Source organism: Candidatus Methylomirabilota bacterium (genome assembly GCA_036005065.1).
GTDB lineage: Bacteria > Methylomirabilota > Methylomirabilia > Rokubacteriales > DASRDR01 > DASYQW01.
The window spans coordinates 1-20,016 of record DASYQW010000354.1 but is presented as its reverse complement, the minus strand read 5'-3'; the positions used below and the strand labels follow the sequence as shown (position 1 = coordinate 20,016).

19 protein-coding genes are annotated in these 20,016 nt (G+C 70.9%); 6 read left to right on the top strand and 13 right to left on the bottom strand.

Going from position 1 to position 20,016, the window contains the following annotated elements; all coding sequences use genetic code 11:
• Positions 1-34: 34 nt before the first annotated feature.
• From VGW35_23985 to VGW35_23975, 3 genes are all read right to left on the bottom strand, one after another.
• Positions 35-256 carry a hypothetical protein gene (locus VGW35_23985; protein ID HEV8310736.1) on the bottom strand — a complete coding sequence of 74 codons (222 nt, stop codon included), beginning with the start codon at positions 254-256 and terminating at the stop codon, positions 35-37.
• 140 nt (positions 257-396) lie between these two features.
• Positions 397-1,566, bottom strand: a complete 1,170-nt coding sequence (locus VGW35_23980; GenBank protein HEV8310735.1) for a CoA transferase — start codon at positions 1,564-1,566, stop codon at positions 397-399.
• Positions 1,566-2,459, bottom strand: coding sequence for an alpha/beta fold hydrolase (locus VGW35_23975; protein ID HEV8310734.1), 894 nt, complete (start codon positions 2,457-2,459; stop codon positions 1,566-1,568). Before VGW35_23975 ends, VGW35_23980 begins: the two co-directional genes overlap by 1 nt.
• Positions 2,460-2,750: 291 nt before the next feature.
• On the opposite strand from VGW35_23975, the gene VGW35_23970 reads away from it, so the two are divergent.
• Positions 2,751-3,248 (top strand): hypothetical protein, encoded by a 498-nt coding sequence (locus VGW35_23970; GenBank protein ID HEV8310733.1) that lies wholly within the window; start codon positions 2,751-2,753, stop codon positions 3,246-3,248.
• Positions 3,249-3,303: 55 nt separating this feature from the next.
• On the opposite strand, the gene VGW35_23965 is transcribed toward VGW35_23970, so the two are convergent.
• Positions 3,304-3,498, bottom strand: a complete 195-nt coding sequence (locus VGW35_23965) for a hypothetical protein (GenBank protein ID HEV8310732.1) — start codon at positions 3,496-3,498, stop codon at positions 3,304-3,306.
• Positions 3,499-3,543: 45 nt separating this feature from the next.
• The gene (locus VGW35_23960) at positions 3,544-4,296 is read right to left on the bottom strand and encodes an aldolase/citrate lyase family protein (protein HEV8310731.1); all 753 of its coding nucleotides are present in this window, start codon (positions 4,294-4,296) and stop codon (positions 3,544-3,546) included.
• A gap of 141 nt (positions 4,297-4,437) precedes the next feature.
• Here VGW35_23960 and VGW35_23955 point away from each other — a divergent pair, with 141 nt between their 5' ends.
• Complete coding sequence (locus tag VGW35_23955) at positions 4,438-4,806, top strand: FxLYD domain-containing protein (protein ID HEV8310730.1); 369 nt, start codon at positions 4,438-4,440, stop codon at positions 4,804-4,806.
• A gap of 21 nt (positions 4,807-4,827) precedes the next feature.
• On the opposite strand, the gene VGW35_23950 is transcribed toward VGW35_23955, so the two are convergent.
• The 7 genes from VGW35_23950 to VGW35_23920 all read right to left on the bottom strand — a co-directional run bounded on the left by VGW35_23950 (position 4,828) and on the right by VGW35_23920 (position 13,028).
• Entirely contained in the window at positions 4,828-6,051 is a 1,224-nt protein-coding gene (locus VGW35_23950) for an MFS transporter (GenBank protein HEV8310729.1), read from the bottom strand.
• Positions 6,052-6,068: 17 nt separating this feature from the next.
• Complete coding sequence (locus VGW35_23945) at positions 6,069-6,743, bottom strand: FKBP-type peptidyl-prolyl cis-trans isomerase (GenBank protein HEV8310728.1); 675 nt, start codon at positions 6,741-6,743, stop codon at positions 6,069-6,071.
• A gap of 16 nt (positions 6,744-6,759) precedes the next feature.
• The gene (locus VGW35_23940; GenBank protein ID HEV8310727.1) at positions 6,760-7,839 is read right to left on the bottom strand and encodes a mandelate racemase/muconate lactonizing enzyme family protein; all 1,080 of its coding nucleotides are present in this window, start codon (positions 7,837-7,839) and stop codon (positions 6,760-6,762) included.
• 9 nt (positions 7,840-7,848) lie between these two features.
• Positions 7,849-9,339: a glycosyltransferase family 39 protein gene (locus VGW35_23935; GenBank protein ID HEV8310726.1), complete on the bottom strand. Its 1,491-nt coding sequence runs from the start codon at positions 9,337-9,339 to the stop codon at positions 7,849-7,851.
• A gap of 59 nt (positions 9,340-9,398) precedes the next feature.
• Positions 9,399-11,072, bottom strand: a complete 1,674-nt coding sequence (ggt, locus tag VGW35_23930; GenBank protein ID HEV8310725.1) for a gamma-glutamyltransferase — start codon at positions 11,070-11,072, stop codon at positions 9,399-9,401.
• A gap of 369 nt (positions 11,073-11,441) precedes the next feature.
• Entirely contained in the window at positions 11,442-11,969 is a 528-nt protein-coding gene (locus VGW35_23925; GenBank protein HEV8310724.1) for a hypothetical protein, read from the bottom strand.
• Positions 11,970-12,122: 153 nt separating this feature from the next.
• Complete coding sequence (locus VGW35_23920; GenBank protein HEV8310723.1) at positions 12,123-13,028, bottom strand: right-handed parallel beta-helix repeat-containing protein; 906 nt, start codon at positions 13,026-13,028, stop codon at positions 12,123-12,125.
• Between the two features lie 607 nt (positions 13,029-13,635).
• Between VGW35_23920 and VGW35_23915 the strand changes: the two genes are divergently transcribed.
• The 4 genes from VGW35_23915 to VGW35_23900 all read left to right on the top strand — a co-directional run bounded on the left by VGW35_23915 (position 13,636) and on the right by VGW35_23900 (position 18,388).
• Positions 13,636-14,826: a dipeptidase gene (locus tag VGW35_23915; GenBank protein HEV8310722.1), complete on the top strand. Its 1,191-nt coding sequence runs from the start codon at positions 13,636-13,638 to the stop codon at positions 14,824-14,826.
• Between the two features lie 70 nt (positions 14,827-14,896).
• The gene (locus tag VGW35_23910; GenBank protein HEV8310721.1) at positions 14,897-15,748 is read left to right on the top strand and encodes an alpha/beta fold hydrolase; all 852 of its coding nucleotides are present in this window, start codon (positions 14,897-14,899) and stop codon (positions 15,746-15,748) included.
• Positions 15,745-17,274 (top strand): adenosine deaminase, encoded by a 1,530-nt coding sequence (locus tag VGW35_23905; GenBank protein HEV8310720.1) that lies wholly within the window; start codon positions 15,745-15,747, stop codon positions 17,272-17,274. Before VGW35_23910 ends, VGW35_23905 begins: the two co-directional genes overlap by 4 nt.
• 13 nt (positions 17,275-17,287) lie before the next feature.
• Positions 17,288-18,388, top strand: coding sequence for a nitronate monooxygenase (locus VGW35_23900; protein ID HEV8310719.1), 1,101 nt, complete (start codon positions 17,288-17,290; stop codon positions 18,386-18,388).
• Here VGW35_23900 and VGW35_23895 read toward each other — a convergent pair.
• A complete protein-coding gene (locus VGW35_23895) occupies positions 18,370-19,926 on the bottom strand; it encodes a hydantoinase B/oxoprolinase family protein (protein HEV8310718.1) in 1,557 nt (518 codons plus the stop codon). The two genes, VGW35_23900 and VGW35_23895, sit on opposite strands and share 19 nt — an antisense overlap.
• Positions 19,927-20,016: the final 90 nt, after the last annotated feature.

The window sequence follows — 20,016 nt, the reverse complement described above, 5'->3', positions numbered from 1 at the left end:
ATCGGGGGGGTCTTCCGAGACCCCCCCGGAGAAACTAGGCGGACCGGCGGTAGACCGACTCCCCCTGATCGGGCTGGCAGCCCGGGCACCGCCAGGCCCAGTGCCGGACGCAGGCCGGGCCTTCCCCCGGGTGCGGCCACTGCCGGTCACACGCCTCGCAGTAGTGGAAATGCCGATGCGACGTGGGGTTGAGCCGGAGCCTCAGGGCGGGCCGCCGCTTCCGCCGCAACCCGTTGGGGAACACGAGGATGCTCATGACGGGCCTCTAGCCCACGGGTTAGCAAAGCGGATACCGGAACCGGTCATATGGGAGGCCCGACGCCCCGGGTCCGGATGTTCAGCTCCGGGCGGCGGCTTTGCCGCCGCAACGATCTCGGAGGGGGCCTCCGATTCAGTTCAGACGACGCCGTCGGCGCGCAGCCGGGCGATCTCGGCCGGGGTGAAGCCGAGCTCGGCCAAGGTCTCCTCGGTGTGGGCCCCCGGATCCGACGCCGCCGTCCGGACGGCGCCCGGAGTCCGCGACAGGACGACCGGCAGGCCTTGGAGCCGCAGCTCGCCGAGCGTCGGGTGGTGGACCGGCTGGGCGAGCCCCAGGTGGACCACCTGCTCGTTCTCGAACACCTCCCGGATGTCGAAGATCGGCCCGGCCGGTACCCCGGCGGCGTTGAGCGCCTCGATCCAGTCGTGGCTCGGCCTCTCTTCGAGGACCTTCTGCAGCTCGGCGTTGAGCTCGGACCGGTGGTGAGAGCGGTTGGCCGGGGTCAGAAAGCGGGGGTCGTCGAGGAGCCGCTCGGTGCCGAGCGCCGCGCACAGCCGGGCGAACATCTTCTGGCCGGACGCGGCGATGTTGATGTGGCCGTCGCGGGTCCGGAAGACGCCCGTCGGGATCCCGGTCGGATGGTCATTGCCCGCCTGTGGCGGCACTTCCCCGTCGATCAGCCAGCGCGTCGCCTGGAAGTCGAGCATGGTGACCATCGCCTGGAGCAGCGAGGTCTGAACCCATTGGCCCTCGCCCGAGCGCTCGCGCTCGAGCAGCGCCACCAGGATGCCCTGGGCGAGGAAGAGACCGGCGGTCAAGTCGGCCACCGGGATGCCCACCCGGACCGGCCCCTGTCCCGGCACGCCGGTGACCGACATGAGGCCGCCCATGCCCTGGGCGATCTGATCGTAGCCGGGCCGATCACGGTACGGGCCGTCCTGGCCGAACCCCGAGATGGAGCCGTAGATCAGCCGGGGGTTGACTCGCCGGAGCGCGGCGTAGTCGATGCCCAGGCGCGTCTTCACGTCCGGACGGAAGTTCTCGACGAGCACGTCGGCGCGCTCCACGAGGCGGAGGAGGACGGCGATTCCCCGGGCCGACTTGAGGTCCAGCGTCAGCGACTGCTTGTTCCGGTGCAGGTTCTGGAAATCCGAGCCATGGCGGGCCTGCGAGTCACCCTCGCGCCCGACGGGAGGTTCGACCTTGACCACGCGGGCGCCCATGTCGGCGAGCTGGCGCACGCAGGTCGGACCGGAGCGCGCCTGCGTGAGGTCGATCACCCGGATGTGCGCCAGCGGGAGGGCCATCAGCGGCTCCCTCGCTCGGTGACGGGGAGGATGGCGGACCGGCTCAAGGAGTCCGGGTGGCGGGGAGTCCAGCGCCTCGACTCCGCGGCGGTGAGGAAGTCCAGCACGGCGCGGTTGAACGCGTCGGGCTCCTCGAGGTTGATGGTGTGCCCGGACTTGGGGATCACGGCCAGCCCGGCCGCCGGGATCTTCCGCTTCATGAAGATCGCCGGCTCCAGGCACGGCTCGTCCTCGTCTCCCGTGACGACGAGGGTCGGCACCCGGAGCCCGGCCAGGCGGTCGCCGAGGTCGAACACGGAGGGGCGCGTCATCTGGACGCCCTGCAGCGTCAGGGCGTGCCCGCGGGCCGACCCGGCCGCCAGCCGATCGCGGAAGGCTTGCCACCCCTTGGGGTCCTTCTCCATGAACTGGACCCGCGTCGGGCCACGGCTGTAGAAATCGGCCACTTTCTCCATGCCGTCCTCCTCGAAGCGCTCGACGACGAGCGCGGTGTCCTTCCGGAACGCCTCGCGCTCGGCCCCGCTGCCGTAGCCGCACCCGGCGACGACCAGCGAGCGCGCCCGATCGGGATACGTCAGCCCGAAGTGGAGCGTCGCGTAGCCGCCCATGGAGAGTCCGCAGACGTGGGCCTGCTCGATGCCGAGGTGATCGAGGACCCCCTTGATGTCCTCGACCGCGTGCCCCTGGGAGTACGCCGCGGGATCATCCGGGACGTCCGAGGGCGGGTAGCCGCGGGCGTTGAACGCGATGGTGCGGTAGCGCCGCGCGAAGAAGCCCACCTGAGGACGCCAGCTCTCGTAGTCGCCGGCGAACTCGTGTACGAAGATGAGCGGGGCCCCCTGCCCGACTTCTTCATAGAACAGGTTGACGCCGTGGACCGGGGCTCTGGGCATGTCAGGCTCCTCTGGAGAAGTGCGTGGTGACGATCGCGACGGAAGCCGAGAGGCTCATCATCTTCTCCGCGTGATCATACGCCGAAACCCGCGTGCCGGCGGATGTCGGCCACCAGGCCGCGGAAGCGTCCGACACCCCGGCCGAGGTTCTCGGCCACCAGCGCCACCTGGGAGGGTCCCGGGCCCCCGGGCCGAGCGCGACGGCGCGACGAATTTGGCGATTTTCCTACACGGCTCTCGCTCCTATACCGGGACCGAGCGCGCGCCGGCCGAGGCGTTACACTAGAGGGGATGTTCGAGGACTGGAACGACCGCGAGCTCCTGCGGCACGTCTTCGAGGACACGAAGGTCGTGCGGAAGCCCCTGGCCGGAATCGTCGCGGGCTACCACGTCCTTCCCTACATCCTGGTCGGATCCGAGCCCGAGCGCCCCGGTCGGTCCGTCGAGGTGCGAGGACGCATCCGCGTCTCGCCGCGGCTGGTGCTTCGCCCCTGGGAGGAGGGGCCGACCTACGGCGACGTCTTCCGCGAGACGGAGCTGATGGACCGGGCCCTGGTAGCCCGGGTCTTCAGCTTCCGCTACGCGTCGCGGATCGCGCTGGAGAGCGAGGATCTGAAGATCCGGCGCCAGGACCGCGACGCGCAGCGGGCGCTCGAGGGGATCCTCGACGAGCTGGCCCGCCTGGAGGTCATCAACACGGGCGTCATCGTCTCGCCCGACGTCCGCTTCTACCCGGTGTCCCTCGACCGCTTCATCCGCGAGATCCTCGACCAGGAGTTCCGCGAGTAGCCAGGGGCGACGGCGCGCAGGGGATTCGCGAGACCGCCCGGGACCGGCGCGATCTCTACGAGCCGCGCTCCTCGGGGGCCCTCAACCCTTCGGCGCGTCCGGCCACGCCGTGCTGCTGCTCCAGCAGGGCCGCCATGACCGCCTCGGAGTCGTGGAGGTGACGCTGGAGCGTGTCGATCGCGAGCCGCATGGCCGTGATGTGCGCGGCCAGCCGGGCGAGCTGACTCTTCATGGCCGTCGCGTCGCTCATGTGGGGTCTCCTTCGTCCTACCTCGCTCGCGCCGCCGAGGGCCGCTCAGGACCGGCTCACGGCGGCCAGGAAGTCCTTGACGCCGGGGTCCAGCAGGTGCGCGAGCGACACGTAGAAGAAGAGGGCGCCCCGCTCGAGATACCGCTGGACGGTGGCCGGCCGGCTGAGGACGCCCGGGGCGCGCCCGGCGGCGCGGATCCGGGCGACGGCGTCGTCGATGGCGGCCTGGACCTTCGGGTGGTCCATCTGCCCCGGGTGGCCCATCGACTGGGCGAGGTCCCCCGGGGCGACGAAGAAGACGTCGACGTGCTCGACCTTCAAGATGTCGTCGAGGTTCTCGAGGGCCTCGGCCTCCTCGAGCATCGCCACCACCATCGTTTCCTCGTTGGCCCGGCGCGTATAGTCGGCCATCTTCTCCCCGAAGGCCGAGCGCCCGCCGGCAAAGCCACGGTGGCCGAGGGGGGCGAACTTGGCATGACGCACGGCGGCCTCGGCCTCCGCCCGCGTGTTGACGTGCGGGACCTGGACACCGCCGGCACCCCGATCCAGCGCTCGGGTGATAGTGGAGGCGTCGTTGGCCTGGACCCGGACGATGGGCGTCGCGTCGGCGAGCTCGGCCGCCCGCACCATGTTCTCCACGTCGTCCCAGCCCGCCGGCCCGTGCTCGCAGTCGATGAAGATCACGTCGAACCCGAGTCGCGCCACCAGCTCGACGAGGCCGGCGGCGGTGTAGGTGGGATTGATCACGCTCACCGGTCGGCCGGCGGCCAGCTTCGCCTTTGCCGTGTTGTGTCGCACGCGCTCTCTCCTCCCGGGTGGGTGTGTGCACGCCTTCGGCGCGCGGAGCGATCATAGACGAGGGCGCCGCGGCGAGCAAGCCGGCCGGACCGCTCTTGACCGGCGTGGCCCGTCGGCGGTAGGGTCGGCACGGAGGGCATCATGAACGCACTCATCCGTCTCTTCCTGGTTCTGGCGATGACGAGCGTCGCGTTCGGGTGCGGCCGGTGGCACGACCACGACGACGACGTCGTCGTGGAATCGCAGAGCCTCGTCTCGGTATCGGGGGGCTGCGTGGTCCGCGGCACGGTGAGGAACGAGGGCGGACACACGCTGCGGGTGTTCCTGAGCTGGCGGGCGTTCAACCGCCGCGATCGGGAGATCGGGCTGGCCGACGCCGAGATCCGCGATCTCCCGCGGGACAGCAGCCGGGCGTTCGAGTCCACCCGATTCCGGGACTTCGACGGCGACCGGCCGTCCTGCTCGGAGATCGACCGGATCAGGCGCAACGAGTCCGCGTTCCGCGACTGAGCTGACCTCGGAGCCTCCCCTTCACGGCCGCCGGCCGCCCGGGGGCCGGGCCAGCGCCGTGACGGCCGCCGACGCCATGACCAGGATTCCGCTGGCCAGGAAGATCGCCCGGTAGCTCCGCGTCAGGTCGAAGGCGAGGCCGCCGGCATAGGCTCCGAGCGCGCCGGCCAGGTGATGAAAGAGGTTGGCGGCTCCGAAGATCATCCCCTGGTGGCCGGGGCCGAACAGCTGCCCGACCAGGGTGGCGCTCAAGGGCGCCGTCGTGAAGAACGTCGCGCCGAAGAGGACGGCGAAGAGGTAGAGTCCCTCGGTGTCGCGCACCCGGGTGAGGAGGAAGAGCGCCGAGGCTCGCACCAGGTAGGTCGCGACCAGGGCCCCGCGCGACCCGATCCGAGTGGCCAGGGTCCCGGCGACCAGGATGCCGGCGATGTTGGCCGCTGCCCACAGGCTCACGGCGTTGGCCGCGACCGCCGGCGACAGGCCGAGGTCGGTGGCGAAGGGCGCCAGGTGGGTCGTGAGGAGGAAGTCGGTGAAGCCGCAGCCCATGAGCCCGACCGTCATGCACCAGAACCCGGCCGTGCCCAGCGCGGCCCGGCGGTCGAGGGATCGAGCGCCCTCCGGCGCCGGCCCTGAAGACGACTCTCGCCGCGCCGGCGGACCCGGCGCGTCGCGGAGCCAGGCGGCGATGATCGCCCAGAAGACGCCCAGGATCCCGGCCAGCACGGTATAGGTCCGGCGCCAGCCGACGGCGGCGGCGGCGTAGGCCGCCACCTGGGTGAACACCAGGTGGCCGAGCGAGAACCCGCAGGCCCCGAGCGCCATCACGAAGCCTCGCTCCGCCGGGAACCAGCGGGTGATGTGCACCGAGATCGGGAGAATACCGGCGCCGGTGTAGCCGACGGCCGCCACCGCGCCGTAGAGGAAGATCAGCTGCCACGGCCGCTGGGCGAGGCTCACCAGGGCCGTCCCGAGCGCCATCAACGCCATGGCCGGGAGGATGACCCGGCGAGGCCCGACCCGGTCGATCAGGGAGCCGATGACGGGCTGGCCGAGCGCGTTGACGGCGAGGCTGGCCGTCGCCGCCAGCGCCAGGGTGGATCGGTCCCAGCCGAACTCGGCGAGGATCGGCTTGAAGAGGATGCCGAAGGAGAAGTTGACTCCCGTGCAGACGAAGAGCACCGTGAAGCCCGCCCCGACCGCCGACCAGCTCCTTCGCCGATCCTCCGGGGCGGGCCCCTGGTCCATCGGGCGCTCGGCTCGGGCTACTTCACGATCTCGAGAAGCTCGACCTCGAACACGAGGGTGGCGCCGGGCTTGATCTTGGGCGGGGCGCCGCGGTCTCCGTAGGCGAGGTCCGGGGGGCACACCAGCCGGCTCTTGCCCCCCGCCTTCATGAGCTGCACACCCTCGGTCCAGCAGCGGATCACGTTGCCGAGCGGGAACGTCGCCGGCTGGCCGCGCTCCCGGGAGCTGTCGAAGACCGAGCCATCGATCAGCGTCCCGTGGTAATGGACCTTCACCGTGTCGGTGGCTTTGGGCGATGGGCCGGCGCCGGGCTTGAGCGTGGTGACGACGAGGCCCGACGCGGTCCGGGTGGCGCCCTTCTCGGCCGCCGCCTTGTCGAGGAAGGCCTGCCCCGCCTTGCGCTCGACGGCGGCCGCCGCTGCCACCCGCGTTCGCTGGAATTCCTGGATCTTCGGCCCGTAGGCCGAGAGGTCCACCTTCCGCTCCTTGCCGAGGGCGCCGTCGGTGAGCCCGGTCTTGACCAGCTCGAGCTCGGCTTCGCTCAGGGCGAACGGGGCCAGGCTCTGGCTCAGCGCGAGGCCGAGGGCGTAGAGCATCTTCTGCTCCTCGCTCTTCGGCTCCGGCGGGGCGGCGGACGCGCCCGAGGCGCTGATCAGCACGGCGACGATCGAGGCGAGCAGGGTGGGTCGCATCGGCCTGTGTCCCTTTCTACCGCAGGCGGTACTTGCGGGCGGCGTCGGGGGCCAGGGCCATCCCGTGGCCGGGCCGGTCCGGGATCCGGAAGTGCCCATCCTCGCACCGCGGCATCTCGACGAAGAGGTCGGGCGGGGTCCAGTCGATGAACTCGACGAGGAAGCCGTTCGGGAGCGCCCCCGCGACGTGGAGCGAAAGCTCGTGGACCACATGGGGCGACACGCGGACCTGGTGGGCCGCCGCCAGGTGTCCGATGCGGAGCGTCTCGCTGAACCCGTTCGCCCGGCAGACGTCGGGCATGAGATAGCGGGCGGCTCGCCGCTCGCAGAGCTCCCGGAACTCGAACCGCGTGTAGTTGTTCTCGCCGGTCGCCACCGGGATCCCGATGGCGCGGGCCACCTCGGCGCAGGCCGCCAGGTCGTCGGCCAGCACCGGCTCCTCGTACCAGACGAGGTCGAGATCCTCCAGCAGCCGGGCCTGCCGGATGTTGCCGAGGACGTCCAGCCGCTGGTTCACGTCGACCATCAGCCCGACGTCGTCGCCCACGGCCTGGCGGACGGCCTCGACCCGCTGCCGGTTCACGCGCGGATCCGGGTGATGGATCTTCAGCTTGTAGTAGCGGCACCCCAGCGCGACGTAGCGTCGGGCCTCGCCGACGAGGTCCTCCACCGAGTAGCTCGGCCAGCCGCCGCTCCCGTAGGCCGGGATCCGGTCGGTGGCGGCCCCCCACAGCTTGTAGAGGGGGAGGTGGGCGGCCTTGCCGACCAGGTCCCAGAGGCCGATGTCCAGCGCGCTCAGGGCGTAGGCCGCCACGCCCTGCCGCTTGATGCCTCGGTCGGCGCGGTACATCCGCCCCCAGAGCCGCTCGACGAAGAGCGGGTCCTCGCCGAGCAGGAGCGGCTTGAGCCGGGTCTCCAGATAGACCTGGATCGCCTCGGCCCCGCCGCCGCCGAAGGCCAGGCTGTAGCCGAGCCCGACGAGGCCCTCGTCGGTCCGGATCTCCGCCACCACGAGCCGGTGCTCCGGGAAGTCGAGCGCGATCGGCTTCGAGGTCGGGATACGCAGGACGAAGCTCTCGATGGCGGTGACCTTCATGGCATGCCTCTACTTTCCGTCGGCGCGCGGCGCCCCCGCCAGGACCGCCCAGCCGAGGCGCACCGGAGGGACCCGCGCCCACGTCAGCCAGGGGAACGCGATCGCCGGCTGAGGCTGGGAATCCGGGAAGCGCGCGCGCCAGGCGCCCGGCATCCGGTCCCCCTCGACGCTCGCGTCCCACACGATGACGCCGCCCCGGCGGTTGAAGTCGACGTCGCTGGTCCCCAGGTATTTGGCCGGATCGGGGTCGTCGAGGTCGTACACGTCGGGGCGGTCCGGTGAGTAGTAGCCGACGTTCTCGACGAACCATTTGTGTCCCGCCGCCACCGGGAGCGGCGTCCCGTACCGCCGGCGCCATTCCTGCGTCACGTGACCGGCGATGGCCCGGGCCGGGAAGAGCTCGGGATTCCGCTTGCCCGTGAGCGCCGGGCCGAGGAGGAACTGCCCGGCGAACACGACCGCCCAGAAGATGGCGAGTCCGAGGACGGCGTAGCCGAACCGGCGGATCACCCGCTCGGTCAGCGCCGGCCGCCGGTGGTAGAGCAGCCAGACCCCGGTGAACGACCAGAACGGGGTGCTCCAGCCGGCGTAGAGCTTGCGCCCGGTGATCACGGAGAAGAGCAGGACCAGCAGCACCGGCGCCAGGGCGACCGTGAACAGAAAGGCGCGCGTGAAGCCGTTCGGGGCGGGCTCGTCCCGCTCGCCCCGCGAGCCCGGGCCGAGAGCGGCGACCAGTAACCCGACTGGAGCCAGAACGAAGGCGAGCGAGACGGCGAATCGCAGGGGATGGTCGAGGTGTGCGAACCAGCCCCGCCGCTCGGCGCGGGCCAGGAAGAACGCGATCGTGGAGAAGTCGATGTCGATGAGCTCGCGCACGTGCGGCGTCACGGTGAGGACGAAGGCGACGAGGGCCAGATAGGGGCCGGGTGTGGCCAGGTGGCGGCGCACGTGCGGATGGACGAGCACGAGCAGCCCCAGCGGCCCGAGCAAGACGAGGATCGTGTACTTGCTCAGCACGCCGAGCCCCGCGACGAAGCCGGCCAGCCCCCAGCGTCCAGAGCCGCCGCGCGTCAGCGCGCGCCAGACCGTGAGGACGGTCAGGGCCCACAGCGGGAGCTGGAGCCCGTCGTGATTGAACTTCGGGGTGTTGTAGTTGTAGTAGAGGATGCCCTCGAGCACGAGGACGCTGAGCAGAGCGTGGCCGGGGCTGAGCACGTCCCGCGCGAATCGCCAAACCGCCCAGAAGCACACGGACAGGCTGACCTGACTGGCCAGATAGACCCCCACCGAGCCTCGGCCGAACACCCGGAGGAAGACCTCGATGAACCAGGTCTGCAACGGAGGATGCTGCCAGTAGCTCCACCGGAAGTACTTCCCCCAGTTGATCGTCTCGATCACCTCGCGGTGCACCGTCGGAACGGCGAGGGTCGGGACGACGATCCACACCAGGGCGTGGCACCCCACGAATAGCCAGAAGAGGATCGCGGCGTCGCGCTCCATGGTGACGGACGAAGCCCAGGACCGGAGGCTCGACAAGCGTGGCGGGGGCGGGGCCGGGATCAGAAGCCAAGCGCGAGGCCGCCCGCCCGCGGGTCGCTCGCGCCCCTGATGAGCCCACTCGCCTGATCGATCTGGATCAGCTGCGCGGCGCCGCCGCCGCTCCAGGGGCCGAAGGTCTCGACGACGTGGCCGCGGGCCTCGAGCTCCTGACGCGTCGCCTCCGGCACACGCTGCTCCGCGCGGAGCACCATGGCCTTGTCCAGGTTCGCGGGATCGGTGCCGGGGAAACTGAACCAGCGGGGCGCCTCGACCGCGGCCTGCAGGGACATGCCGTGATCGAGGACATTCGTGATCGCCTGGACGCTCCACTGGGTCTGCTGGTCGCCGCCCGGGGTCCCGCCGACGAGCCAGGGCCGGCCATCGCGGCAGATCAGGTACGCGTTGAGCGTGTGCATCGTCCGCTTGCCCGGGGCCAGGACGTTCGGGTGGCCGTCTTCCAGGGAGAAGCCTCGGCCGGCCCGGTTGTTGAGCATGATCCCGGTGTCGCCGGCGAGCACCCCGGAGCCGAACGAGGCGGACAGGCTGTGAATGAACGAGACGGCGTTGCCATCACCGTCGGCGACGGCGAAGTAACTCGTGTCGGCGCTGTATTCGGGGACCAGCGCTCCCTCGGGGGCGCCGGCCCGGCGCGGGTCGATCGCGCGGCGACGCTGGGCGGCGTGGGCCTTCGAGATGAGCTGCGCGAGGGGCCAGCGGACGACGGCCGGGTCGCCGGCGTGGCGATTCCGGTCGGCGAAGGCGAGCTTCTTCGCCTCGACCAGGAGATGGATCCGATCGGCGCCGAGCGGCGCGAGGGCGGCGAGGTCGAAACCCTCCAGGATGTTGAGCTGCTCGAGGAGCAGGAATCCCTGCGAGGGGGGCGCAGTCTCGTACACGGTCACGCCGCGGTAGTCGGTGGCGATGGGCGGGTAGACCTGGGCTTCCTGGCCGGCGAAGTCCTCGGGTGCGAACAGAGCCCCTTCGCGCCCGAGGAAAGCCCGCAGGCGGGAGGCCAGCTCGCCACGGTAGAACACGTCGGCGCCACCCTGGGCGACCAGGCGCAGGCTGCGGGCGAGCTCGGGGGCTGCCCAGCGCGCGCCCGCCGCCGGCGGCTGCCCACCGGGAAGGAAGACGCGGGCGGACGCCGGATACCGGGCCAGCAGGTCGGCGCGCTCGGCAATCCGGTGGCTGACGTGCTCGGTGATGGCGACTCCCTCCTCGGCCAGTCGGATCGCCGGCGCCCACAGCTCGGCCCAGGGCAAGGTGCCGTAGCGCTTCCAGAGAGCCTCGTACACGCTGACCGCGCCCGGAACCCCGACCGAGTGGACCCCGTCCAGTGGCATCGTCCGGAAGCCGTGACTCACGTAGTACTCGCGGGTGGCACCCGCCGCCGCCACGCCGCTGCCGTTGAGCCCGACCAGGTCACGCCGCCGCGCGTCGTACAGCACGGCGAAGGCGTCGCCGCCGAGTCCGCACATCATCGGCAGGAGAACGCCCTCGGCGGCAGCCACCGCCACCGTGGCGTCGAAGGCGTTGCCGCCGCGCTGGAGGATGGTCAGGCCCACGGCCGCCGCCACGGGATGGGCGGACGCGACCATCCCGCGGAGGCCGAGGGCCACCGGCCGCTGTTCGGGCCGCCACTCACCGGTGGGGCCGAGACTCCAGGCGCCGTCGTCGCGTCGGGATGCCATCATGTGTCGCCCAGGCTAGCCCGTCGGTGGCGAAGGGTCAAGGAGTCGCTCGACGATTTGTAGGGTCTGGGGGCGGACGCCGTCGGCGGGGCCGGAAACGGCGGGGGCCGCCCAGGCGGGGGTGGCGGCAGGAAGACCAAGACCAAGGCCGAGTCCGGGCGCAGCCGGCGGATCGACGGAACGGCGAGGCGCGGGTAGGCAAGGAAGCCTCGGGGCTCGCTTAGCCCAACTCGACGACAGACCAGGCGATACGAGAACGGAGCCGGGCGCCTCGGAAGGCGTGTTAGCCTGCGGAAATCTGCGGTCCTTGGGGTGTTGTGCAGTTCCGTCTGATTCGCAACAAGGCGTCTCGTCGCGTGGGCCGCGCCTCCGCTATCGCTGTACCTGGAGACTACCTCCCGCGGTCCTCTCTGGTGTGTAGGCGGCCCAGGGAAAGGTGCCACAGAAGACATGCTTTTGTGGCTCGTAGAATCCCCAGGTGAATCTCCCTTGCGACTTTACGCTGTCCTCGACGAACAGCAGCACCTGCTTTCCGAGATATCGCGCGAGGTTCGAGCGCGTCACCTCGCCGCCCACGATCGCCGTGTCACCGTCCACCGCCAGACAATTGACCTCGGCCTGCAGTGCCACACCATGTGGCGACCCAGCCAGTGCGGAGTCCCCGGTCCCATCGACGTCTTGATCCGGGAGAGGCGAAGAATCGTGGATGTCGATCTGACCGGCCACGGCATCCGCGCGGCCTACCGCGCTGAAGGACACGGTCAGCGACCCATCCTCACGGGCGACGGTCACGTATCCCGTCGCCGAGGAGTCACCGCTCGCTTGCGCGGGCACGTCGAGAGGCAGGATACCTGAGAGCAGCAACGTCACGAGGAACGCCGGGAACCGGGCTGTGTTCATCCGAGAGCCTCTTTCCCGACCCGTCTGTCGGGTCGACAGCTGAAGCAAATGTCAGAAGAGGCGGTGCCAGCCGCTTCATAGAAGAAGACATGAAGGCCCCTTCGCAGAAGTCGAGCCGGTCCTCGAGCCCCAGGGACCGCGGACATCAGAGTGCTACTGGTCGCTCTGGACGTTACACGTCCCGGTGATGTTCGCCAGTGAGTTGCCGAAGATTCGGTTGTTCTGGAACCGGTTGCAAGTCCCGCCGGCGGCGACGAGCACGCCTGTGTTGTTGCTGAAGATATCGTTGTTGGCGAGGTTGATGGTCGAGCCGGAGGTAAAGGCGTTCACGCCGGTGGCGTTGCCGCTGACCACGGTACCGGCGATGTTCAATACCGAGGTCCCTTCAGCAACGACGCCGATGTTGGTCTGGTGGCTGACGACCGAATCACTCACTGCGGCCTTTCCACCCAGTATGTCGATACCAAAAGCAGATCTATGAACCCGGACATTCCGGATCGAGGCGGTGTTGCCGGCGAGAGCCGATCGCCTTATCCCAACGTTGGTGGATGTGACCGTCGTGTTGAAGACTGAGAGTCCGAGCGGGTTGGTGCCGTTCACTCCCTCGATGCCGAAGTTTGCAAAGTTGTGAATGGTGCAGTTTTCGACGTGCACGTGCCTCGCGGACACGATTCGAATGCCGCTCAAGCCGGTGCCCACTCCGGTGATGGAAATGCTCCGGATGATTACGACATCGTTCGCGCCCGCATTGATGACGATCCCGTTCGTGCCGGCCACGAGGATGCCGGCCAGCGATCCGTCGCCGTTGAGGGTAATGGATTTGGTGATCGTCACGCCCCCAAACCCGCCGGGGTCCAGCACCGAGATCTCACCGCGCGCTGCCGTCTTCGAGAGCGCGCCAGCGAATGTCTTGCAGGGAGCCGTACGGCTGCAAGGATTGGCATCGTCGCCCACGCCCGAGACCCAGGTTCGCGTCGCCTGCGCGTCGGCGATCGAGCTACACGCCAGGCACACGGCCACTGCGGCCAATACGCTGAGCGCCAACGTGATTGTCTTCATGTCGATTCCCCTTTTTGCTTCCGAGGGGCTCGCGGCCCTCGCCCAGACGCTGGTTGCCCGACGCGCTGAAGTAACGTTGACGGTGAACCATTGAACCACAAGCTAGGGGCCAAATGATACAAATCTGAGTATCTTATATGGGCCGATTCCCGCCCCCTTCTCGGCGTAAAACGACCGGGCAATCTATCCAATCATCCTCGCGGCGTTCTTGACGAGTTGACGAGGCCGTTCTCGCGGCACATGGACTGTGGGAGACCCCGTGCTTCCTTGCTCCACGGGCAACCCCCGCTCCTGGTCGCCCTGGCTCCGGGCTCGCAGTCCGGTGGGGTGCCATTCCAGTCGCTCGCCGCGCCCGAGAATCTACCCAAACAGGCGCGGCGTCAAGGTAGCCCCGTATCAAGGAGTCGCTTGACGATGCCTCCCGCGGCGGCGTATCTCTGGAGCGGCCATCGTCGACCTCGAGTCTCTCGGAAGGAGCACGTGAATGCGGACGGTACGGGCGCGGTCTCTGGCGGGACGGGATCCCCGACGGGCGGATGCGGCTCCGGCGCGTCTGGCTCGCCAAGCGGTGAGGCGCGCGGTCAGCGGCCATCCGCCCGAGGGTGGCGTGCTCCGGCGCGCGCGGCGACTCCTCGCGCAGCACCCCATCATCGATGGCCACAACGATCTCGCCTGGGCGATCCGGAACCATGCCACGGCGCCCCGTGACGTGGAGGCCTACGACCTCCGGAAGCGCTCCCCGGGCGACACCGACCTCGCGCGTCTGCGCGCCGGTGGGGTGGGAGGGCAGTTCTGGTCGGTCTACATTCCCGGAGACGCCAAGGCCGAGGGTTTCGCGCGCCTCCAGCTCGAGCAGATCGACATCGCCCGTCGCGTGATCGCGCGCTACCCCGAGCGTCTGGCGCTCTGTCTGGGGACGGCCGACATCCTGCAGGCATTCCGGCGCCGACGGGTCGCGTCGCTCCTCGGGGTCGAGGGCGGGCACGCCATCGAGAACTCGCTCGGCGCCCTGCGCGCCTACTATGACCTGGGCGTACGGTACATGACCCTCACCCACAACGTCACCCACGATTGGGCCGACGCGGCCAGCGACGCCTCCCGGCACGGAGGCCTCACCGCCTTTGGCGAGGAAGTCATCCGGGAGATGAATCGCCTGGGGATGCTGGTGGATCTCGCCCACGTCTCACCGGCGGTCATGGATCACGCCCTCCGTGTCTCGGAGGCGCCGGTCATCTTCTCCCATTCCTCGTGCCGGGCCCTCACCGACGTGCCCCGCAACGTCCCCGACGCGATCCTGTCCCGGCTCGGGTCGAACGGGGGCGTCGTCATGATCACCTTCGTCGGCCCCTTCGTCTCGCCTGATGCCGCCCGGGCGTACGCGGCCGGCATGGTGGAGGTGAAGAAGCGGACGGAGGGCGTCGCCGACCGCGCCGAGCGGCGGCGGATCGAGCGCGCCTACTTCGCCGACCACCCGCTCCCCAAGGCGACCATCGCCCAGGTGGCCGACCACGTCGATCACGCCCGCCGGCTGGCCGGGGTGAACCACGTGGGCATCGGCGGGGACTACGACGGGAACGAGGAGTGGCCGGTAGGCCTGGAGGACACCTCGGGCTATCCGCGGCTCTTCGCCGAGCTGATCCGCCGCGGCTGGCGCGACGCGGAGCTGGCCAAGCTCGCCAGCGGGAACCTCCTGCGGGCCTTCCGAGGGGCCGAGGCGACCGCCCGGCTGCTCCAGCGCCGCCGGCCACCGTCGACGACCACCATCGAGCGGCTCGACGGCCGCGGGCCAGCCCGGTGATAGTGGGGACCGGGCGTCTCCTCGCCACGGCGCGCGGGCGCCTCGTCCCCGTCGAGCGCTGAATCGTCATGTGTGGGCGGCACCGGGCCGGTTGACCGAGCACGCGCCGGCGGCCCCACTCGCGTATCTCCGCGCCGGCCAGGGAGCGCGGCCGCTGGTGCTCCTCCACGGATTCCTGGGCGCGGCCCGGAACCTGGCCACGCTCGCGCGCCAGCTGGCCGAGCGGGCCCCGGCCTACTCCGTCTTCGCCTTCGACCTGACGGGCCACGGCGCCTCGCCGCCGCTTCCCCCGGGCGCCGATCTCGCCACCCTGGCCGGCGATGTCCTCGGCACGGCCCGGGCTCTCGGTCTGGCCACCCCGCTCCCGATCGTGGGTCACTCGCTCGGCGGCCGCGTGGCGCTGCGGGCCGGCCTCCTGGAGCCGGCCGGGGTGGCCCGCGTGACGCTCCTCGACATCACCCCCTCGCCCGTCGTCGAGCGCGACGGCGAGACCACGCGGCTCGTCGAGGCCCTGGCCAGCGCCCCCGCCACCGCTCCGAGCCGCGACGTGTTCCGGGTCCACCTCCGCCGCCGGGGGGTGCCCGACGACATCGTCGAATGGCTGCTCCTGAACGTGACGCGCGAGGGCGCGAGCTACCGCTGGCGAATCGACCGCGTCGCGCTGGCCGAGCTGAGCCGGCGCACCAACACCGAAGACCTGTGGCCGGCCGTCGAGGGCCCCCGGTCGTACGAGGTCGCCTGCATCCGGGGAAGCCGCTCCCGGTACGTGAGCGACGCGGACGTCCGCCGCCTCGAGGCGGCCGGCTGCTCCGTGGAGGCGCTCGAGGGGGCGGGCCACTTCGTCCACATCGACCGGCCTGGCGAGCTGCTGGCGCGGCTCTTGGCCGGCCTGCCCGACACCGCGGGAAGGGAGGGGGCATGACACATCTCGCGCGCCCGATCACGCTCGGCCTGGCGCTCATCCTTTCCGCGCTGGCGGGGGTGGCGGCCGGTGACGACGCGGCCGAGCAGCGGACGGCCGACTACTTCGAATCGATCCGCGCCGAGCCGCTCATGCAGCTCGTGTTTCTGCGCCAGATGCCCAAGGGGGGCGACCTCCACAATCACCTCTCGGGCGCCGTCTACGCGGAGACCTTGATCGGCTGGGCGGCCGAGGCGGGCCTGTGCGCCGATCGCCGCAGCGCGGCGCTTTCGGCGGGGCCGTGCGACGCGGCCCAGGACCGTCCCCCGGTCACCTTCGCGCTGACGCCTGGCGGGGACGCCCTCCGTGCGCTCCTGATCGATCAGTGGTCGATGCGCAACTTCGTGCCCGGCCCGCGCTCAGGGCACGACCACTTCTTCGAGACCTTCGCCAAGTTCGGGCCCGCGACACGCGGTCGCACGGGCGAGATGCTGGCCGAGGTGATGGCGCGGGCGGCCGCCCAGCGCGAGCTGTATCTCGAGCTGATGCTCACCGCCGACGGGAGCGCCGCGGCCGACCTCGGCACCGCACTCGGCTGGGACGCCGACCTCGGGCGGTTCCGGGAGCGGCTCCTGGCCGGCGGCCTCGGGCAGGCGATCGCGGTCGCCCGGCGCACCCTGGATCAGACCGAGGCGACGGCCCGCGCCCGCCTCCGCTGCGAGACGCCGGCGGCCGACCCCGGCTGTGACGTCGAGGTGCGCTATCTGTATCAGGTCCTGCGCAATTCCCCGCCCGAACGCGTGTTCGCCCAGATCGTCCTCGGCTTCGAGCTCACCCGGGCCGAGCGCCGGGTCGTGGGGCTGAACCTCGTCCAGCCGGAGGACGGGTACCTCGCCATGCGCGACTACGAGCTCCACATGACGATGCTGGATCATCTCCATCGACTCGACCCCACGGTCAACGTGAGCCTCCACGCCGGTGAGCTGGCGCCTGGCCTGGTGCCGCCGGAGGGTTTGTGCTGCCACGTTCGCCTCGCCGTCGAGCGGGGCCACGCCCGGCGCATCGGCCACGGGGTGGCCGTCATGTACGAGCGCGATCCCGAGGGACTGCTCCGGGAGATGGCCCGGCGCCGCGTGCTGGTGGAGATCGCGCTGACCAGCAACGCCGGGATTCTCGGCGTGCAGGGCCCGATGCATCCGCTGGCGATGTACCTCCGCTCCGGCGTCCCCGTCGCCCTGGCCACGGATGACGAGGGCGTGAACCGCTCGGACCTGACGCAGGAGTACTTCCGCGCCGCCCGGGAGCACGGTCTCGGCTACGGGGATCTCAAGCAGAGCGCCCGGAACAGCCTGGAGCACAGCTTCCTTCCCGGCGACAGCCTGTGGGAGACCTCGGATGTCTTCGTGCCGGTCGCGGCGTGTGCGTCAGACCGGCCGGGTGCGGCGAGCGTCTCGATCGGCTGCCGGGCGTTCCTGGCCGGGAGCGAGCGGGCCCGGCTCCAGTGGCGGCTCGAAGCGGCGTTCGCCGACTTCGAGCCCCGATACTGAAAGGAGGTCGCGCATGCCGCTCCAGACGGTCCTCACGCGGCGGTTGGGGTTGAGCCATCCCATCATCCAGGCGCCGCTGGCCGGCGGCGGGGACACGCCGGAGCTCGTGGCCGCCGTCGGCGAGGCGGGCGCCCTCGGGTTCATCGGCGCCGCCTATCTGACGCCGCCGCAGATCACGGCGGCCTCCCGGGCGGTGCGGGCCCGGACGGCTCGACCTTTCGGGATCAGTCTCTTCGCGCTGCCCCCCGCGCCTGGTGGGCCGATGGACGCTCGCCTGGCGCTGGCACGCCTGGCCCCCTACCACGCGGAGCTCGATCTCCCGCCCCCCACGCTCCCGACGCTGCCGGCTGATCCGTTCGAGGACCAGCTGGCGGCGGCGCTCGAGAGCGAGGCCAGCGTCTTCAGCTTCACCTTCGGCGTCCTGCCGGCGAGCGCGATCACGGCCATCAAGGCGCGCGGCATGTTCCTGATGGGCACCGCGACGACCGTCGAGGAAGCCGTCGCGCTCGAGAAGGCGGGGGTGGATGCCGTCGTGGCCCAGGGGAGCGAGGCGGGCGGGCACCGGGCCACGTTCGCGGCCGACTTCCACGGGGCGATGGTCGGCACGGTGGCGCTGGTGCCGCAGATGGTCGACGCCGTGAGGGCGCCGGTGGTCGCGTCCGGCGGCATCATGGACGGCCGGGGCATCGCCGCGGCGCTGGCCCTCGGCGCGAGCGCCGTGCAGATGGGCACGGCCTTTCTGACCTGCGAGGAGGCGGGCATCCCCGAGGCATACAAGCAGGCGATCCTCACGGCGCGGGAGCACGAGACACGCCTGACCCGGGCGTTCTCGGGGCGCCCGGCGCGGGGGATCGTCAACCGCTTCATGACGGAAGTCGAGCGTGCCGACGCGGGCGAGGCGATTCTCCCGTTCCCACTCCAGAACGCGCTGACGCGCCCGCTCCGGAGCGCGGCCGCCAGGCTGGGCCGGGCGGAGTTTCTGTCGCTCTGGGCAGGTCAGGGGGTCCGCCTGGCCCGCCGCCAGTCGGCGGCCGATCTGGTCGCGCGGCTTGCCACCGAGACCGCGGCGGCCCTCGATCGGCTGACGGCCTCGGCTCAGGGGGCCGCCCCGTAGCCGCCGGCGCCCGGCGTGACGATGGTGACCCGGTCGCCCGGCTTCAGCGGGTGGCCCCACACTTTCGACGGGAGTCGTCGCTCTCCGGGGGTCCCCGGGTTCAGCACGAGCGCGCCGCATCCGCCGGGCCCGCCGCCCTGGAGGCCCCAGGGCGCGATCTCGGCCCGCTCGAGGGTGCCGAGGAACTGCGCCTCGTGCCCGAGGACCTCGATGGTACGGCGGAGTCCCAGGCCGCCGCGGAAGCGGCCGACCCCGCCGCTCCCGTCCACGAGCGCGTACTCCTCCACCAGCAAGGGATACTCGAGCTCCAGGCATTCCACGGGCAGGTTCGAGGTGTTGGTGATGTGCACCTGCACGGCGTCGAGCCCATCCGCCTCGGCCGTCGCGCCGGCGCCGCCCGCCAGGGTCTCCAGGTAGACGTAGTACCGTCCACTCCGCGGGTTCACGCCCGAGAACACCCAGGCGCTGTTGGCGCCGTTGCCGGCCGCCGGGACGCGCTCGGGGAGCACCGGCGCCAGGGCGCCGAAGATCACGTCGGCGATGCGCTGGCAGGTCTGGGTCCGCCAGGCCACCGGGGCCGGCGGCCGGGCATTCACGATGCTCCCCTCGGGCGCCTCCACGTCGATGGCCCGGTAGAAACCGCCGTTGGCGGGAATGGTCGGGTCGAGGACCGCCTTCAGGGCGTAGTACACCGTGGCCAGGAGCGCGAGTCGGACCACGTTGATGTCGCCCGCGCACTGGGGACCGGTGCCGGCGAAGTCGAGGTGGATCCGGTCGCCGGCCACGGTGATGGCGACCGCGATCGGGATCGGGCCCGGCCGGACGCCGTCGCCGTCCAGGTGGTCGGTGAAGCGATAGGTGCCGGACGGGAGCTTCGCGATGGCCGCCCGGATCTTTCGTTCCCCGTAGGCCAGGGCCGCCTCGCAGGCGGCCGCCACGGTCGTCCGGCCGTAGCGCCGGCACAGCTCGAGGAGCCGCCGGTCCCCGAGCCGGTTGGCGGCGATCTGGGCCCGGAAGTCGCCCTGCCGCTCGGCCGGCAGCGCGAAGTTGGCCAGGACGAGCTCCATCACGTCCTCGCGCACCCGCCCGCCCTCCACGAGCCGGATCGGCGGGATGCGGAGCCCTTCGTCGTAGATGGTGCGGATGCGCTCCCCGGTCCGGTCCGCATGATGGGCGATGTTGGCCACGAAGCCGAACAGCTCGGCGTCCACGAACACGGGCGCGGCCAGGGTGATGTCGGGGAGATGCGTGCCGCCGCCCGTGTAGGGATCGTTGGCCGCGAAGATGTCGCCGGGCGCCAGGCGCTCGGGGGGATAGCGGCGCAGGATCTCCTGGACGACGCCGAGGAGCGAGCCGAGATGCATCGGGATGTGCTCGGCCTGGGCGATGACCTGGCCCGCGCGGTCGAAGACGGCCGTCGAGCAGTCCCAGCGCTCCTTGATGTTGCTCGAGTACGACGCCTTGATGAGCGCGGTTCCCATCTCCTCGGCGATGGAGGCGAGCGCCGAGCCGATCACCTCGAGCGTGATGCGATCCATCGTCACGCCTCCGTGACCACGAGAAAGCCGACTTCGTCCACCAGCGCCTCCTGCCCCGGATGGAGGAGCGTCGTGCTGTCGAACTGCTCG

Coding starts and splice junctions, on each gene's coding strand:
- VGW35_23985 (HEV8310736.1), bottom strand. CDS start 256: ATGAGCATCCTCGTGTTCCCCAACGGGTTGCGGCGGAAGCGGCGGCCC.
- VGW35_23980 (HEV8310735.1), bottom strand. CDS start 1,566: ATGGCCCTCCCGCTGGCGCACATCCGGGTGATCGACCTCACGCAGGCG.
- VGW35_23975 (HEV8310734.1), bottom strand. CDS start 2,459: ATGCCCAGAGCCCCGGTCCACGGCGTCAACCTGTTCTATGAAGAAGTC.
- VGW35_23970 (HEV8310733.1), top strand. CDS start 2,751: ATGTTCGAGGACTGGAACGACCGCGAGCTCCTGCGGCACGTCTTCGAG.
- VGW35_23965 (HEV8310732.1), bottom strand. CDS start 3,498: ATGAGCGACGCGACGGCCATGAAGAGTCAGCTCGCCCGGCTGGCCGCG.
- VGW35_23955 (HEV8310730.1), top strand. CDS start 4,438: ATGAACGCACTCATCCGTCTCTTCCTGGTTCTGGCGATGACGAGCGTC.
- VGW35_23950 (HEV8310729.1), bottom strand. CDS start 6,051: ATGGACCAGGGGCCCGCCCCGGAGGATCGGCGAAGGAGCTGGTCGGCG.
- VGW35_23945 (HEV8310728.1), bottom strand. CDS start 6,743: ATGCGACCCACCCTGCTCGCCTCGATCGTCGCCGTGCTGATCAGCGCC.
- VGW35_23940 (HEV8310727.1), bottom strand. CDS start 7,839: ATGAAGGTCACCGCCATCGAGAGCTTCGTCCTGCGTATCCCGACCTCG.
- VGW35_23935 (HEV8310726.1), bottom strand. CDS start 9,339: ATGGAGCGCGACGCCGCGATCCTCTTCTGGCTATTCGTGGGGTGCCAC.
- ggt (HEV8310725.1), bottom strand. CDS start 11,072: ATGATGGCATCCCGACGCGACGACGGCGCCTGGAGTCTCGGCCCCACC.
- VGW35_23925 (HEV8310724.1), bottom strand. CDS start 11,969: ATGAACACAGCCCGGTTCCCGGCGTTCCTCGTGACGTTGCTGCTCTCA.
- VGW35_23920 (HEV8310723.1), bottom strand. CDS start 13,028: ATGAAGACAATCACGTTGGCGCTCAGCGTATTGGCCGCAGTGGCCGTG.
- VGW35_23905 (HEV8310720.1), top strand. CDS start 15,745: ATGACACATCTCGCGCGCCCGATCACGCTCGGCCTGGCGCTCATCCTT.
- VGW35_23900 (HEV8310719.1), top strand. CDS start 17,288: ATGCCGCTCCAGACGGTCCTCACGCGGCGGTTGGGGTTGAGCCATCCC.
- VGW35_23895 (HEV8310718.1), bottom strand. CDS start 19,926: ATGGATCGCATCACGCTCGAGGTGATCGGCTCGGCGCTCGCCTCCATC.